Annotated in this window: 16 protein-coding genes; 5 read left to right on the forward strand and 11 right to left on the reverse strand. The window is 66.4% G+C overall.

Annotated features, from left to right (window positions below; translation table 11 throughout):
• Window positions 1–117: 117 nt before the first annotated feature.
• On the forward strand, window positions 118–762 hold the full coding sequence (locus OG921_RS14185; RefSeq protein ID WP_266113096.1) for a dihydrofolate reductase family protein: 645 nt from the start codon (window positions 118–120) through the stop codon (window positions 760–762).
• A 26-nt stretch (window positions 763–788) separates the two neighbouring features.
• Here the strand turns inward: OG921_RS14185 and OG921_RS14190 are convergent, their stop codons facing one another.
• Entirely contained in the window at window positions 789–1,238 is a 450-nt protein-coding gene (locus OG921_RS14190) for a nuclear transport factor 2 family protein (protein ID WP_266113097.1), read from the reverse strand.
• 9 nt (window positions 1,239–1,247) lie between these two features.
• Window positions 1,248–3,044 (reverse strand): amidohydrolase family protein, encoded by a 1,797-nt coding sequence (locus OG921_RS14195; RefSeq protein ID WP_266113098.1) that lies wholly within the window; start codon window positions 3,042–3,044, stop codon window positions 1,248–1,250.
• Between the two features lie 318 nt (window positions 3,045–3,362).
• Here OG921_RS14195 and OG921_RS14200 point away from each other — a divergent pair, with 318 nt between their 5' ends.
• Window positions 3,363–3,593 (forward strand): hypothetical protein, encoded by a 231-nt coding sequence (locus tag OG921_RS14200; protein WP_266113099.1) that lies wholly within the window; start codon window positions 3,363–3,365, stop codon window positions 3,591–3,593.
• Window positions 3,594–3,602: 9 nt separating this feature from the next.
• Here OG921_RS14200 and OG921_RS26615 read toward each other — a convergent pair whose 3' ends face one another.
• Window positions 3,603–4,643, reverse strand: coding sequence for a Rieske (2Fe-2S) protein (locus OG921_RS26615; RefSeq protein WP_323182779.1), 1,041 nt, complete (start codon window positions 4,641–4,643; stop codon window positions 3,603–3,605).
• Between the two features lie 436 nt (window positions 4,644–5,079).
• Here OG921_RS26615 and OG921_RS14220 point away from each other — a divergent pair, with 436 nt between their 5' ends.
• Window positions 5,080–6,783: an HNH endonuclease signature motif containing protein gene (locus OG921_RS14220; protein WP_266113100.1), complete on the forward strand. Its 1,704-nt coding sequence runs from the start codon at window positions 5,080–5,082 to the stop codon at window positions 6,781–6,783.
• Window positions 6,784–6,801: 18 nt separating this feature from the next.
• On the opposite strand, the gene OG921_RS14225 is transcribed toward OG921_RS14220, so the two are convergent.
• Complete coding sequence (locus OG921_RS14225; RefSeq protein ID WP_266113101.1) at window positions 6,802–7,554, reverse strand: AAA family ATPase; 753 nt, start codon at window positions 7,552–7,554, stop codon at window positions 6,802–6,804.
• Between the two features lie 71 nt (window positions 7,555–7,625).
• Here OG921_RS14225 and OG921_RS14230 point away from each other — a divergent pair, with 71 nt between their 5' ends.
• Window positions 7,626–7,823 (forward strand): hypothetical protein, encoded by a 198-nt coding sequence (locus tag OG921_RS14230; protein ID WP_266113102.1) that lies wholly within the window; start codon window positions 7,626–7,628, stop codon window positions 7,821–7,823.
• Here OG921_RS14230 and OG921_RS14235 read toward each other — a convergent pair.
• Window positions 7,801–8,934: a nitronate monooxygenase gene (locus OG921_RS14235; RefSeq protein WP_266113103.1), complete on the reverse strand. Its 1,134-nt coding sequence runs from the start codon at window positions 8,932–8,934 to the stop codon at window positions 7,801–7,803. The two genes, OG921_RS14230 and OG921_RS14235, sit on opposite strands and share 23 nt — an antisense overlap.
• 63 nt (window positions 8,935–8,997) lie before the next feature.
• Window positions 8,998–10,980 carry an aconitate hydratase gene (locus OG921_RS14240; RefSeq protein ID WP_266113104.1) on the reverse strand — a complete coding sequence of 661 codons (1,983 nt, stop codon included), beginning with the start codon at window positions 10,978–10,980 and terminating at the stop codon, window positions 8,998–9,000.
• A gap of 126 nt (window positions 10,981–11,106) precedes the next feature.
• Between OG921_RS14240 and OG921_RS14245 the strand changes: the two genes are divergently transcribed.
• Window positions 11,107–11,349 (forward strand): CsbD family protein, encoded by a 243-nt coding sequence (locus OG921_RS14245; protein ID WP_266113105.1) that lies wholly within the window; start codon window positions 11,107–11,109, stop codon window positions 11,347–11,349.
• A gap of 85 nt (window positions 11,350–11,434) precedes the next feature.
• On the opposite strand, the gene OG921_RS14250 is transcribed toward OG921_RS14245, so the two are convergent.
• Genes OG921_RS14250 through OG921_RS14270 form a run of 5 tightly spaced genes read right to left on the reverse strand, consistent with a single transcriptional unit; the run spans window position 11,435 to window position 15,940 of the window.
• On the reverse strand, window positions 11,435–12,337 hold the full coding sequence (locus tag OG921_RS14250) for a short-chain dehydrogenase/reductase (RefSeq protein ID WP_323182781.1): 903 nt from the start codon (window positions 12,335–12,337) through the stop codon (window positions 11,435–11,437).
• Window positions 12,334–13,797, reverse strand: a complete 1,464-nt coding sequence (locus tag OG921_RS14255) for an NAD(P)/FAD-dependent oxidoreductase (protein ID WP_266113106.1) — start codon at window positions 13,795–13,797, stop codon at window positions 12,334–12,336. Before OG921_RS14255 ends, OG921_RS14250 begins: the two co-directional genes overlap by 4 nt.
• 3 nt (window positions 13,798–13,800) lie before the next feature.
• Window positions 13,801–13,938, reverse strand: a complete 138-nt coding sequence (locus OG921_RS14260; RefSeq protein WP_266113107.1) for a hypothetical protein — start codon at window positions 13,936–13,938, stop codon at window positions 13,801–13,803.
• Window positions 13,939–13,970: 32 nt separating this feature from the next.
• Window positions 13,971–15,029: a PDR/VanB family oxidoreductase gene (locus OG921_RS14265; RefSeq protein WP_266113108.1), complete on the reverse strand. Its 1,059-nt coding sequence runs from the start codon at window positions 15,027–15,029 to the stop codon at window positions 13,971–13,973.
• Window positions 15,026–15,940 carry a metal-dependent hydrolase gene (locus tag OG921_RS14270; protein ID WP_266113109.1) on the reverse strand — a complete coding sequence of 305 codons (915 nt, stop codon included), beginning with the start codon at window positions 15,938–15,940 and terminating at the stop codon, window positions 15,026–15,028. The genes OG921_RS14265 and OG921_RS14270 overlap by 4 nt, the downstream gene beginning before the upstream one ends.
• Window positions 15,941–16,020: the final 80 nt, after the last annotated feature.

A 16,020-nucleotide genomic window follows, 5' to 3' on the forward strand; every position in this document is an offset into this window, starting at 1 on the left:
GAGTCGCTCGTCGCCGGGTCACCGTAGCAAGAGCGAGCGAGAAATTGGAACAAGTTCTAGGACAGGTGGGGATAACATTTGCATTCGGAAACCGAAACGCGCGAGAGAGGTCACGTCATGTCGCTGGTGCGGGTGCATAATTTCTCGATCTCGCTCGACGGGTTCGGCACGGGCGAGGGGCAGTCGGCCGACGAACCATTCGGGCACGCCGGACAGCGCCTGCACGAGTGGGCCTTCGCGACTCGGACCTTCCGCACGCAGTTCGGCAGCGACGGGGGCGGCCGCGGGGTCGACGAGGTTTATGCCGCCGCGGACAAGACCGGAGTCGGTGCGGAGATCATGGGGCGGAACAAGTTCGGGCCACAACGTGGACCGTGGGAGAACGAGGAGTGGCGAGGCTGGTGGGGTGAGAACCCCCCGTTCCACACCCCGGTCTTCGTGTTGACCCACCATCCGCGTCCCGACCTGGAGATGGCGGGCGGCACCACCTTTCACTTCATCGACGCAACTCCGGAAGAAGCCCTCGAGAAGGCCAGGGCCGCAGCCGGCGACCGTGACGTCCGGATCGGTGGCGGTGTGCAGACTGTTCGCGCGTTTCTCGCCGCCGACCTCGTCGACCACCTCCACCTCGTCGTCGCGCCGATTCTGCTCGGCCGCGGTGAACGCCTGTGGGATGGGCTCGAAGGCCTCGAGGAACGCTTCGACTTCGAATCGGTCAGTTCACCGACCGGGGTCACGCACATCACCGGCACGCGTCGATGATGGGAGGGTAGGTCGGTAGGTCGGGGTCAGAGCAGGCCGGTCGCGTCGAACACCCACGAGGTGTCCGAGGTCGCGAGTTCCTCCATCCAGGTCGCCGGTGCGGCGTGCACGAATGCACCGAAGTCCCAGTAGTCCTTCCACGCCGTGATCTTGCCCTCGACAACCTTGTGCACCGTGACGAATGGCAGCACCGCGACCTCGCCGGTCTTCCAGGTCCAGGTCTCGGTGTGCTCGTACATGACGTCGCCGCCGTTCGCGACCATCATGCCGTCGTGGTTCACGTAATCGGCCAGCGGCTCGAGCCCCACCTTGAGCCGCTTCACGATATCGGCCGGACCGCGTGCGGCGAGGGTCGGGCCGGTCGGTACGTCGAGGTAGATGCAGTCCGAGGCAAGGAAAGTCGCGATCGACTCCCAGTCTCGCTTCGACAGTGCGGCCCACAGACCGAGAACGATTTCCGAAGCGGTGTCCGGCACGGGATTCGCCTAGGCGGTTCGGGTGAGCGGAGCGGCCACAGGATCGGTCGCGGGCACGGCGGGGGTGGACTGTGCACGCAGGAACTGTCCGGTACGCGCGTGTCCGACGAAGTCGCCGAAATCGCCGTCGCGGAACACCGGACGGCCGGCAACGTAGACGGCGTTCACCGTGGCGTCGTTTCGGTTCACCATCCGCGAAAGTCCGCCGTACTGTTCGACCTTCGCCTCGGTATACGTCTCGAGTGACGCGTCGAGGTAGTCCGGGTCGAGGACGAGCAGGTCGGCGCGGTCGCCCACCCGCAAGTGTCCGGCATCGATCCGATACCAGTCGGCGAGTTCGCCGGTCAGGCGGTGCACCGCCTGTTCCATGGACAGGAAGGGCGTGCCTGCCTTCGCCGCGTCGTTGACGTGGCGAAGCAGGCGCAGTCCGAAGTTGTAGAACGCCATGTTGCGCAGGTGTGCACCGGCATCGGAAAAGCCCATCTGAATTCCGGGTTCGGCCGCCATGCGTCGGAGCATCTCGGGTCGGTGATTGGAAATCGTTGTCCGCCAACGGAGTTTCTGGCCGTGTTCGACGACGAGATCGAGGAATGCGTCCACCGGGTGAATTCCGCCGCGATCGACTCCGACCTGGCCGAACGATTTGCCGATCACCGACGGATCCGGGCAGTCCACGATCTGCGCGTCGAAGAAGTCACGGTGCCATACGCGCGGCCCGAACTTGCTCTCGTAGTCCTTGCGGAATTGACGGCGGTAGCCCTCGTCGCGAAGCAGGGAGTCGCGTTCGACCTCGTCGCGCAGGTGCAATGCTGCGGCGCCCGAGCCGAACTCCTCGAAGATCACCAGGTCGATACCGTCGGCGTAGACCTCGAACGGCACCGGTAGGTGTTGCCAGCGAAAGTCCCCGCCCAGGCGGTTCACGAACCGGGCGATCGGGCCCATGATCCGGATCACGGCCGGGTTTGCCTTGATGTCGGCCGCCGACAACAGGCTGGTACGCAGGTGCGGTCGCAGTCCCCCCAATGCGTTGAACACCTGGGAGACGATGTTGAGCGGGTTGGTGATATCGGGCCCGGACTGCATGACCCGGTTACGGCGCCGCAGGATCGCGTTGAGGCGGCGAATCTCGCCGGCGCGCGCATATGTCGACGGCAGCGTCCGCGAGCGGCATGCCTCACCGTCGACCTTGTCGAAAAGTAGCTGCTGCGAGGACATTCCGACGAACCCGGAATCCAGCGCCTCGGTGAGCATCGATTCCATCCGGGACAGTTCGTGTTCGGTGGGGTGCACCTGCTTTCGCGTCGCGCGGTCCAGGCCCATCGTTGCCGCACGAATATCGGAGTGACCGATGAACGCGGCGAGATTGGGGCCGAGTGGAAGCGCCTCGAGTGCATCGACGTACTCCGCGCAGTTGCGCCAGGTCTTGTGCTCCTCGACCGCGCCGATGACGTGCTGGCGGGGGATGGCCTCGACCCGGCCGAAGAGGTCGCCTGCGGTCGTGGCACCGACATGGACGGTCGACAGCGAACACGAACCGAGCAGCACCGTGGTGACCCCGTGCCGAAGCGACTCCGGCAGCGCCGGACTGCCGAGCACCTCCACGTCGTAATGCGTGTGGATATCGACGAAGCCGGGAAGCACCCACTTGCCGGTGGCGTCGACGACGTCGTGCACACCCGTTTCGTCGAGAGGTTCAGCGCTCACCGCGACGACCCGGCCGGCCAGAATCCCGATATTGCGGGTCGCGGACGGCCCGCCGGTGCCATCGAACCAGCGCCCGTTGCGGATGACCGTGTCGTACGTCATAACGTTGATGTAATCCCAATACTGGAACACGTGTCAACGCCGGTGGCAATCGTTGCCCTCGCGGCGGTCGCGCCGATCCACAGCACCTTCCAAGGTTTGTCACAGCCGGTGTGTAACCGATCACAGGACGATCGAGATATGACTGGTGGAGGGAGTTTGGTGATGGTCGTTCAATGGTCGGTCGCGCTGGTGGCGGTTTTCGTGATGGCCGCATCCGGCATCGTGGCGACACGCGCACCCGAATCGCTCGTGCGGGTTCGGCCCCGCAAGCGGTAGGAGCTATAGACAGGACGCCAACAACTCGCGAGCATCTCGCCGATGTTCGACCGAGAGTTGTTCGCGAAGGCGTTGGCGCAGCCGCGGTTGCGACAGCCGCTGCCCGAGTGCCTGATGTACGAGGGTGAAACGCTCTTCGACTTCATCGACGCCACCCAGTCCGCCGGCATCCTGCCCTCGGACGAGAGTTGGCAATTCCACACCCTGATGCAGGCCTCACGGCTGCCGTGCGCGATCGGCGCACTGCCCAGGCAGTTGAGTCCCGCGCGCTGATCGAGCCGGTCAGCATTCCGCGCTGCCGGTCGAGCCGAGCAGTTCGACCTCGCACCAGAGCGGCTTCGGCGGGGGCGGCGGGGCAGGCGCACTGCCGTCGCTGAGCACGACCCAGTCGCCCTGGACCGTCACCGGTCGTCGTTCCAGTGGTCGATTTGCCGGCCCGGCGGTCACCGCGCCGTCGAGCGCGAACTTGCTGCCATGGCAAGGACAGTTGATGTTTCCCGCGGTGATCGAATCGACGGCGCAGCCGAGGTGCGGGCACACCGAGGACAGCCCGACGAAGTTGCCGGCAGTCGGTTGGGTGACCACAACGTCGGCCACAATGACGCCCGAGCCGACCGGGATTTCGGAAACTCGGGCCACCTTGCCGCCGGGGGCGGATTGCGGCTGGGACTCGGTTGGTGATTCGGAATTCGGTGCCTGCTGTTCCGGCACCACCGCTTCGCCGCCCTGCCCGCCGACGATCCACTCGCCCTGCACGCTCACCTGACGGGTGGCGAGGCTGCGCGTCGCCGGTCCGACCGCCACCGAGCCGTCGAGGTTGAATTTGCTGCCGTGACAGGGACAGTTGATCGTCCCGTTTGTCACCGAATCGACGGCGCAGCCCTGATGCGGGCACACCACGGAGAAGCCACGGTATTCGCCCTGGCTCGGCTGCGTGAGCACGACGCCGCCGGCGATGATGCCCGATCCGACCGGAACGTCGGCGGTTCGCGCGAGGGTGGTTCCGGGCGCGGGCTCGGGCGCTTCTGCGACGGGTTGCTCCTCGGTCTCCTCGGCTGTCGGGGGAGCAGGTTGCGGTCCGACGGCAACGACCCAGTCGCCCGCCAACGCGACGCCCCGAGCCGCGAGGCCGGTCGTCGCGGGCCCGACAGCGACCGAGCCGTCAAGGTTGAATTCGCTGCCGTGGCAGGGACACATGATCGTGCCGCCGGCAATCTTGGTGACGGCACAGCCCTGGTGTGGACAGACCACGGAGAACCCCGCAACCGCCTCGGGGCTCGGCCGGGTCAGCACGGTGTCGCCGACGATGATGCCCGAACCCACCGGCACATCGGACGCTGCTGCCAGGGCGTTCGGTGGGCGGGGCGACGCGGGCGCGTTCGCGCCGGCGGATGGTGGCGGAGCCTGTGATGGCGCCGAGGTGGATGTCCCCGGAGGCGGCGTATCGTCCGCCGTCGTTTTCCGGTCCGACGCGCATGCGGCCAGGGCCGTGGCACCCAGCGCCACGCTTGCACCGACCACAACAGTCCGCCTCGTGACGCGACCTTGCTCGATTCCCATTCGCCCTCCATTTAGCCCGATGCATCGAGCTCTCCCGGTTGTCACGAACGAGGTGGCGATCCGGTTCGACGTCACTTTTGCGGACCTGACCGGAGCGACCGCTGGTGCCGAGGTCCGGCTGATGGAAGCGGAGCGCCGGTCGGTGACCTACCCACGAAAAGCTGCGCGCGCCAACCATTCTCGTGCTAGAATCGCCTGTATGTTCGACTATGTGCTGCAGGTGCCGCCTGATGCGCTCAGTTGTGGTGATATGGCGCTGGCGGTGCTCGACGAATGCCGGCAGGCGGCCAATGCTGCGGCGGCGCGGTTGGCGCATACGGCACGGGATCTGTGGGAGATCCGGCTGTGTGCGGCGGAACTCGAGGGTGGCGATGCGGGGACGGTGTCGCGGTCGGCGATCGCGGAGGTCGCTGTCGCGCTGGGTTGTTCGCAGGCCACCGCGAAGACCATGATCGACACTGCGCAGCTGCTGGAGTTTCGGGCGCCGCTGGTGAACGAGGTGTTTCGGGCCGGTGATATCGATTTCGCGAAGGCCCGCACGATCGCCGCGGTGCTGACCGATGCGAGCGACGAGACCATCGGTGCCATCGAAACCGAGGTGCTGGGCGCGGCAGCGCACCTGACGCCCGGTCCGTTGCGGGCCGCGATCTGGCAGGCATGGATGCGTGCGAATCCGGAAGAGGCGGCCGCGGTTCGCGAGGGCAAGCGCACCACCGAGCGCAAGGTGTATGTGCGGCGCGGGACCGACGGGTTGTCGTGGCTGTCGGCATGTTTGACCGATCTCGAGGGATTCGAAGCACAGCGGCTGATCGACGAGCTCGCCGATAGCGTGTGTGCGGGTGATCCGCGCTCGCGGGACAATCGGCGTGCGGATGCGTTGCTGGCGTTGCTGCATGGCGAGGCGTATCTGGCTTGCCGGTGCGGGGATCTGGGCTGCCCGCATGCGGGGACCGCGGCACCGGAGCGTCGCGGTCATCTGTTGCAGATTCTGGTGGGCATCGAGACACTGCTCGGATTATCGGAGAACCCCGGCATGCTGCCGGACGGTACACCGTTGGATCCGGTATTGATCCGCACTCTTGCCGAGGACGCGACCTGGCAAGGGTTGCTGGTCGAGATGCGTTCGCTGGCAGCGGGACTGGGCGTCGATGATTCGGGTAGCGAGGTGCCCGCCGACGAGGTTTCCCAGGTGACAGGGCGCGGCCGTCGTCGGATGTCGGGATCCGTCCCACCGCCCGCAGGCAGCTCGCGGCGCATGTGCCCGGATGGTATCGGGCACTTGCATGACCGGGTGTACGCCGCGCATGCCAATGCGGCGAGCTCGTTGAACGATGGGCATGGCGGGCATGGGGTGCCGCAGCCGGGAGCCTTGACCTACCGGCCATCGGCCGCGACCGCGGACATCGTGCGCGCGACCTACACGACCTGCACCTTCCCGGGCTGTGCAGTCGCGTCGGCACGGTGCGAAATCGACCATCGGGTGCCCTTCGACCACGCTGATCCAGTGCAAGGCGGATGGACGGTTGTGGAGAATTTGCAACCGTTGTGTAAACAACATCATCAGATGAAGACCCAAAAGCTCTGGGCCTGCACCGGACTCGGCGGCGGTGCCGTGTACTGGCGGAGCAGGGCAGGGGTTGCGCGGATCACCGTCTCCCGGGGAGGTCTCGCCGCAATCCCTTACGGGCCGGCACCGGTCCGCACCGAGCCGGCAAGGGATTCGGTCGCCGACCCCCCGACCCCGGACGAGGAAATCGACCTGCTCTACGAACCCACCTGGTGGGAACTGAACATGGGCGATGCGCCCCCACCACCGCCTCACGACACCGAACTACGCGAACGTCATCGCGAGCATCGCGACGTGGCTCGGCGACGGTATCTGCTGCAGCCATCGCCGTTCTGAACTGGTGCGCGCTGTCAGCTATCGATCCGATACGAGATGCCGCAGGTATCTTTCCGGCTCCGCGAGGAAATCCCGGGTCAGCCGCACCGGCATCGCGTCGTCATACGCAACTTCCTCGATGTCACCGTCCTCGGAAATCGCGAAGATTGTCGCGCCGGGCACGGACAGCAGAATCGGGGAGTGGGTGGCGACGAGGATCTGGCAGCCTTCGGCGGCAAGCTCTGCCAACCGGGCGACCGCGGCCATGCATCCCCTCGGCGACAACGCAGCTTCCGGCTCATCGAGGATGTAGAGCCCGCGCGGGTAGAACCGGAGCAGCATGAGGTCGATGAACGACTGGCCGTGCGATCGGTCGTGTGGCGAAACGCCGGCGAACACCTTTTCCAACTGTTCCGGGCCGATGTTCTCGGTTTCGGTGGCGACGTTGTAGTAGGACTCGGCGCGGAGGAAGAAGCGGCTGTGCGGTTTGCGGGTGCCCCAACTCAGCGTCAGGTTCGCACCGAGTGGTGACTCGGAAGATCTTGTTGCGAAGCGGTAGTTCTGGCTTCCGCCTTCGGCATTCATTCCAGCTGCCACCGCGATGGCCTCGATCAATGTCGACTTGCCGCTGCCGTTCTCACCCACCAGAAACGTGATGCCCGGCGGAATCGGGAGTCCGTCCGGACTCTTGCGCAGTCGACGAACTATGGGGAGGTTGAAGGGGTAGTCGTCGCCGTGGTGGCCGCGTGCCACGCGCACGCTGCGGATGTACTGGGCGCGGTTCGAATCCACCTCGAGAGGCTACCTACTCGAGCAAGGAGCCCGAACTAGACTGCAGGTACGCGGGGGCCGAGGAGCGCAGCATGACAGCGATCGCGTCCGGAGTCGAGTGGGTGGCGGCCGCCGTCGCACTATCGAAGTTCGCGCACCTGTTCGTGGTGGCAGGGCTACTCGTGGTCCTCTACCGATGGTCGCGTCGGCACCCCGAATCGCCCGAGCGGCGGCGGGGTTCGCCGCCCGGGCAATCCGACAGCGAGATCAGACCGAGGCGGCGTCGTTGAGCCGCTCGAGCGTTCCGGTCGCGTCGAGATACTCCTGCACCCATCGTTCGATGACGGCCGCGGTCTTCTCCACCTTGGTGAACTGACCGACCACCTGGCCGACCGGGTTGAACGCGACATCGACGGTCTCGTCCGGGTACTTGTGCGTGGCCGCGACGGCCATTCCGGACACCATGTACTGCAACGGCATGCCGAGCGGCTCGGGATTGCCTTCCTTCTCCCACGCTTCGGTCCAGTCGTTGCGCAGCATGCGGCACGGCTTGCCGGTGAACGAACGGCTGCGCACCGTGTCGCGGCTGCTCGCGCCCGCGTACGCGGCCTGCTGCACGGCGGTGTTCTCCGCTTCCTCCACCATCAACCACTGCGAGCCCGACCAGGCACCCTGGGTGCCCAGCGCGAGCGCAGCGGCGATCTGCTGGCCGCTGCCGATACCGCCGGCGGCGAGCACCGGGACCGGCGCGACCTCCTTGACAACCTGCGGCCACAACACGATCGAACCGACCTCGCCGCAGTGGCCGCCGCCCTCGCCGCCCTGCGCGATGATGATGTCCACGCCGGCGTCGGCGTGTTTGCGTGCTTGGTAGGGCGAGCCGCAGAGCGCGGCGACCTTGCGCCCGGCGTCGTGGATGTGGGCGATCATGTCGGCCGGCGGGGTGCCGAGCGCGTTCGCGATCAGGGTGACCTTCGGGTGCTGGAGGGCGACCTCGACCTGCGGCGTGGCCGTGGCTTCCGTCCAACCGAGCAGCTGCAACGCGTTCTCGGTGCCGTCGTTGGCGACCGGCACACCGTGGTCGGTGAGGATCTTGCGCGCGAAGTCGAGAGTCTCCTGCGGGACCATCGATTGCAGCATCTTGGTCAGATCATCACCGGACAGGTCCGAGTCCATGCCCTCGTACTTGTTCGGGATGACGATGTCGACGCCGTACGGATGATCGCCGATGTGCTCATCGATCCAGTTCAGCTCGATCTCGAGTTCTTCGGGCGAGAAGCCCACCGCGCCGAGGACGCCGAAGCCACCAGCTTTGCTCACGGCCACCACCACGTCTCGGCAGTGCGTGAAGGCGAAGATCGGGAACTCGATGCCGAGTTCGTCGCAAAGTGGGGTGTGCATGCGCGCTCCTTCTCTGGGCGGTACCTAGAACTGTAACAAGTTCTACCTTATCCAGAGGTGCGTTCAGGCATCCACCCTTTCCCGGTCCGCGGTTTCGCGACGGGCGAGCAACGGTATGCGACCACCGGCCAACACGGCCTCGACCTGGCGCTCGGAGAGCCGGTGGTGCAGCTTGTAGGTCTCGTCCTTGGTGTCGTTGCGGATTTCGGCGTGCCGGTCACCGGGCAGCAGGTCGCGCAGCCCCTCCAGCACGAGGGTGTCGCCCTCGTCGATCCGGTCGTAATCCGCCGGATCGTCGAACTCGAGCGCGACGACCCCGAAGTTCGCGAGGTTCTGCCAGTGGATACGGGCGAACGATTTCGCCACCACCGCATGCAACCCGAGGTGGCGCGGGGTAATTGCGGCGTGTTCGCGGGAGGATCCCTGACCGTAGTTCTCCCCGCCCACGATGATGTGGCCGGTCGATTCCTTCAGCTCCGCCGCTTGCTGGGGGTAGTCCTCGCGCACCTGTGTGAAGGTGAACTCCGCCAGCTTGGGAATGTTCGAGCGGAACGGCAGCGCGCGGGCCCCGGCGGGGGAGATCTCGTCGGTGGAAATGTCGTCGCCGACCTTCAGCAGGACGGGTGCCTCGATCCGGTCGGGCAGCGGCGGGAAATCGGGCAGCGCCGAAATGTTCGGGCCCTTCACCAACTCCTCGTCCCGCGCCTGGTCGGGCTCGAGCGGTGCGACGAGCATCTCGGTGTTGACCGTGGCCGTCTCCGGCAAGTCGAGCTGCGGATACGCCAGATCGAGCTTTTCGGCGAGATCGCGAGGGTCGACGATCTCGCCGGTCAATGCCGCGGCGGCCGCCGTCTCGGGCGAGCAGAGCCAGACCGAGTCCTCCTTGGTGCCGGACCGGCCGGGGAAGTTGCGCGGGAACGTCCGCAGCGAGTTCGTGCCGGATGCCGGCGCCTGACCCATCCCGATGCAACCCATGCATCCGGTTTGGTGCAGCCGGGCGCCGGCGGAGATGAGGTCGAATGTGGCGCCCATCTTCGTCAGGTCGGCGAAAATTTCGCGGGAACTCGGATTCACGTCGAAGCTGACCGCATCGTTGGACTGCCGACCGCGCACCATCGCCGCGGCCATGGCGAAATCGCGCAATCCCGGATTCGCCGACGACCCGATCACTACCTGATTCACCGGAGTGCCCGCGACCTCGCGTACCGGGACGACGTTGCCGGGGGAGGACGGCTTGGCGATGAGCGGCTCGAGCGTGGACAGATCGATCTCGTCGGTCACGTCGTAGTCGGCATCCTCATCTGCGACAAGTTCGGTGAAATCGTCCTCGCGGCCCTGTTCGCGCAGGAAGGCGCGGACCGCGTCGTCCGCGGGGAAGACGGTCGTCGTCGCCCCGAGTTCGGCGCCCATATTCGCAATGACGTGCCGGTCCATCGCCGTGAGGTGCGCCAATCCCGGCCCGTGGTACTCGATGATCCGCTGGACTCCACCCTTCACGCCGTGCCGGCGCAGCATTTCGAGGATCACGTCCTTCGCGGACACCCACGGCGGCAACTCGCCGTCGAGCCGAATGCCCCAGATCTCGGGCATCCGCAGATATAGCGGCTCGCCCGCGATACCGCCGGCCACCTCGAGGCCGCCGACGCCGATCGCCAGCATGCCCATCGACCCGCCCGCGCAGGTATGCGAATCGGAGCCGATCAGGGTCTTGCCGGGTTTGCCGAAGTGCTTCATGTGGGTGGGATGGGAGACCCCGTTGCCCGCCTTCGAGAACCACAACCCGTACCGGCGACATGCGGATCGCAGGAAGGCGTGGTCCTCGGCGTTCTTCTCGTCGGCCTGCAGCAGGTTGTGGTCGACGTACTGGACGCTGACCTCGGTCTGTGCGCGGTCGAGGTCCATCGCCTCGAGTTCCTGCATCACCAGGGTGCCGGTCGCATCCTGGGTCAGCGTCTGATCGACGCGAAGCGCGATCTCCGCACCCGGTTTCGGCTCACCGGAGACCAGATGGGAGGTGATCAACTGCCTGGCTACCGAATCGCTCACCCTCTCGGTGTAACCGGGATCACAGCGTTTCTAACCCGGCCCCGCGGTATCGGGTGTTTCGGCGCGAAGTCGACGGGTAACCGAGGAGTGCAAGGTTCTCGACACCCCGAAACGAAGGATGACCACGTGACCGAGAAGAACAGTGGGCCCGCCGAAGCTGTCAAGGGCGTCGTCGAAGACGTCAAGGGCAAGGTGAAGGAAGCCACCGGTGCTGTCACCGGGCAGGACGATCTGACCCGTGAAGGCCGCGCTCAGCAGGACAAGGCCGAGAGCCAGCGCGAGGCCGCCGGTAAGGAAGCCGAGGCCGAGAAGGCTCGTGCCGAGGCGAAGAAGGACGAAGAGCGGCAGAAGTCGCACCAGGACAACTGATTCCTGGAAGCACTGCGTCCAAGCAGACGAAACGCGACCCCCGCACCACCAAGGTGCCGGGGGTCGCTTTCGTTTGCCCGCCAGGTCAGGCTCGGCGGCGTTGTTCCAATTTGGCGACCAGGCGCCGCATGTCCGGGTCCGCGGCGAGGCGGGCATCGAGCGCGACATTGATGACTCCGCGCAGCAACGCATACGGTTCCCAACCGGCCGGGGCGACCGTGCGGGCGGCGCGCCGGCCGATCCCGTCGGCGATGGTGGTCGCCGCTTGCTCGGGAGTGATCCGCACATTGAGCGGCCACGGCAACCCGGCGCCGAGTTCGCGACCGAGATCGTCGTTGTCGAGCGTGTTGTGTGTCATCGCTGTGTCGACGACACCGAAGTACGCCACGCCCGCGCTGGCGCCGCACGCCGCGAGTTCTACGCGCAGCGCGCGGCCGAACTGTTCGACCGCGGCCTTGCTCACCATGTACGGCGAGCCGCCCATCCCGGGCGCGAACGCCGCGCACGAGGACACCACGACGACGTGACCACCGACCGCGACGATCGCATCGAGCGCCGGGCGCACCGTGTTGAATACGCCGGTGAGGTTGATCGAGATGACTCGATCGAAATCGTCGCCGTCCATCGTTCGCACGGTCGCAGGTGTGGGCACCACACCGGCATTCGCGACGACGACGTCGACGCGGCCGAACTGCTCGCACGCCCGCGCGATCGCCTTGGCCATGTCCTGGCGATCGGCGACGTCGGCCCGGATCGCGAGTCCGCGGCCGCCGAAGGGGGCGGCAGTGACCCGCGCCGCGACGTCGTCGATGTCGACCACGGCGACCGAAGCACCCCGGGCATACATGATCTTCGCCAGTTCGCGGCCGATGCCCTGTCCGGCGCCGGTGATCACCACCGTCTTGCCGCGCACGTCGTATGCCGGGCCGGAATCGAGCCACCGCAGGGGGTTGAGCCGATCCAGAATCGCGAGCCGTTCCGAAATCACATTGTCACCTCGTAGTTTTCCGCATCGAACTGGCTTGTGCGGCGGCGATATTCGAAGCTCCAGTTCGGGTACAACCCGGAATTTCCGCCGTCCGGGGTCTGGTAGTAGCTGGTACACCCACCGGTCAGCCATACCGTGGAGGTACTGCGCGCTTCCATCTCCTCGATGAACGCGTCCTGAACGGCCGGACGTACCTCGACCCGGGTCGCGTTGCGCTCGCGGACGGTGCGCAGCGCGTCGACGATATAGCCGATCTGGGATTCGATCATGTAGATCGCCGACTGGTTCCCTGCGGCGCCGAATGGGCCGAGTGTGAAGAAGAAGTTGGGGAAGCCCGAGATGGTGGTGCCGAGATAGCTGCGCGGCTGCTTCTCGTACAGGTCGGCGATGCTGAGCCCGTCCCGTCCGATGAACCGTTCGTAGGCCGCCCCGGCGGACTGGAACCCGGTGCCGTAGATGATCGCGTCGATTTCGATCTCTTCGCCGCCGCGCGTGACGATCGAGTGTGGCCGTACCTCGGCGATGGAGTCCGTCACCACGTCGACATTCGGCCGGTCGAGCGCGGGCAGATACGCATCGGAAAAGATCGCGCGCTTGCACCCGATCACGTAGTCCGGCGTCACCTTGCGGCGCAGGTCCGGATCGGCGATCTGGCGGCGCAGATGGACGCGGGCCACCGCTTCGTAGGGATGGCGGAACCGGTTGTCCACGAAGCCAACCAGGCCGAAGCCTTCGATCAGGCTGTACCACGCTCCGCGGATCGCCTTGCCGGCCGCGGGAACGTTGCGCAGCACCAGTCGCTCGATCGGCGTCGTGGCGCGGTCCAGTCGCGGCACGATCCACGGCGCGGAGCGCTGGAACACGGTGAGACTGGCGACCGCCGGCTGGATCTGTGGGATGAACTGAACGGCCGATGCGCCGGTACCGATCACGGCGACCCGCTTGCCCGCGAGATCGTAGTCGTGATCCCAGTGCAGGGAATGGAATGCCTTGCCCGCGAACGTCTCCATGCCCGGCAATGAGGGGTATTTCGCCTCGTTGAACACACCGATCGCGGAGACGACGAAATCGGCCGTGAACGCTCCGCGCGAGGTTCTCAGCCGCCACAGCGATGCGCCCTCATCCCAGCGTGCCGACTCCAGATCGGTGTTGAGCCGAATATTGCGCAGCACATCGTGTTCGATCGCGACGCGCCGCAGATAGCTCAGGATCTCGCGCTGTTCGCCGTAGGTGCGCGACCAGTTCGGGTTGGGAGCGAAGGAGTAGCTGTACAGCTGGGAGGGCACGTCGCAGGCGCATCCCGGATAGGTGTTCGCCTGCCAGGTGCCGCCCAGGTCGGCGGCACGTTCCAGCACGACGAGGTCTGTGAAACCCGCCTCGCGCAGCTTGATTGCGAGGCCGAGACCGGCGAAGCCCGCGCCGACCACGGCGACGTGGGTGTGTTCGGGGAGGGGAGCCATCGCCTAGTGGATCCTTCCGTGCAGTTCGGAATCGGAACGGCTGATCGTGCGGGTCTTGGCGATCCCGTTCGCGATCGACGCGGTTAGCACGCGGTTGAGCAGGAAAACGTCGTCGGCCGGCTCGAGAGAGTAGCGGGGCATCTACGCGGCATCCTTTCTCGAATACCTGGGTGTCACAGGTCGAGGGTCAGGGACTTCCCGGCTGCGCGGGATACACAGCTGAGCATGTGGGTGGAGCGTTCGGAATCGGTGAGTGTGCGGTCGCGGTGATCGACCTCGCCGGCGAGCACCGCGACCCGGCACGTGCCGCAGAAGCCCTGTCGGCACGAGTAGGCCGCGCCCGGTACGGCACGTCGAATCGCGGCGAGGGCAGGTTCGTCCGCGCCGACCCGGATCGTGGTGCCGGAGCGGGCCAGCACCAGATCGAACTCTGCGCCGTCGAGAACGGTTGCAGCCGAGAAACGTTCGGTATGCAGCGATCCGGACGGGTTGGCCGTGAAGGCGTGCAGTTGGGCGCGTTCGAGCACCGGCGGCGGCCCGCACACGTAGACCGCGGCACCCGATTCGGCCATGCCGAGCAGCGCCTCGATTTCCGGCGCACCGTATTCATCGTCCGGTCGGATCGTCACCGACTCCGGGCCCATCGCGACGAGTTCGTCGAGAAACGGCATGGTGGCGCGGGAACGGCCCAGGTAGACCAGGTGCCAGCGCGCACCGGCGAGTGCCGCGGCGCGGGCCATCGGCAGGATCGGGGTGATCCCGATACCGCCCGCGATGAACAGGTAGGCGGGCGCGTCGACGAACTCGAATGCATTGCGTGGGCCGCGCAGTCGCAACGGCATGCCGGGCTCGATGGCGCGGTGGATCTCGGTGGAGCCGGCGCCATCGGGCAAGTGGCGCACGGCGATCCGGTAGTGCGTGCGATCGCGCAGATCGCCGCAGAGCGAGTACCGCCGCTGCAGGCCCGACGGCAGAAAGACATCGACATGCGATCCGGGACGCCAGCGGGGGAGTTCCGCACCGGAGGGCGCGGACATGGTCAGTGCCGCCACGCCTTCGGCCACGTCCTCGATCCGGTCGACAACCACCGGGAAGTCGAAATCGTTGTGGCGCACCGGGCTCGGGCGTGACAGCAGGGAGGCGGTGCGACCAGACACGAACAGATCGAGGTAGGCGTCCACCGCCGTGCCGACCAGACGCAATGCGGCGGGCGGTGTGTACGCCGCTGTCACTGTCCGGGCCGGTCGGTAGAACTTCGACCGACTCTGGCGGCGGGCGAGTGCGCGAGGTAGCGCAACGCTTTGTCCATCGGGCCGAGCTGCGACGGATGGAAGCCGGGCCGCAGGTAGCGCGGCAGCTCGGTGAGGAAGATCGTCGCGGGCGGGATGACCCCGCGCATCGTCGCGCTGACGAATTGCGTTGCCCAGGAACGGCCGGACTTGGGCACTGGGTCGCGGCGGTACATATACGCGGTGGACACAACGAACAGTGGCAGCAGGAGTGCGCTCGCCAGCACCGCGGTCCGTGCGCGTCTGGCGTAGCTGCCATCCAGGTACATGAAAGCGTCGTAGACGACGCTGCGATGCTCGACCTCCTCGGCGCCGTGCCAGCGCACGAGATCGAGCATCGTCGGATCCATGCCCAACTCTTCGAACGTCGGGTTCTCCAGTAGCCATTCACCGATCACCGCGGTGTAATGCTCCATTCCGGCGAAGAGGCCGAGGCGCTCGTTGAGCCATTCCCGTTTCGCCCGCCCGGTCAGCCCGTGATCGCCGAGAACTCGATCGACGAGCCAGGACACGGCGCGGACGTAGGTGTCCACGTCGAGCCCGATCGACTGCAGGTGCTCGCGAGCGGCGGCGTGGCTGCTTGCGTGCGTCGATTCCTGGCCGACGAAACCGGCGACTTCCTCCGCGAGTCGCGCGTCGTCGATGAGCGGCATGGCCTCGGCGAGGCACTGGGCCATCGCCCGCTCGCCCTCGGGCAGCACGAGATGCATGACGTTGACGATGTGGGTCGCGAGCACCTCGCCGGGGATGTAGTGCATCGGTACATCGCCGAACTCGAAGTGGACGTCCCGTGCGCTGATCGCGTGCTCGTCCGCGCTGTAGGGGCGCTGCGCCGCGCTCGAAGTCCCAGCCATGCGGCGACCGTACAATGCAACATGCAGCATTGCAATGTTGCAGCTACAAATCTCTAACGATTGTTGCAGAAAGCGGCCTA

Source organism: Aldersonia sp. NBC_00410 (genome assembly GCF_026342035.1).
In the GTDB taxonomy this organism is placed as follows: Bacteria; Actinomycetota; Actinomycetes; order Mycobacteriales; family Mycobacteriaceae; genus Aldersonia.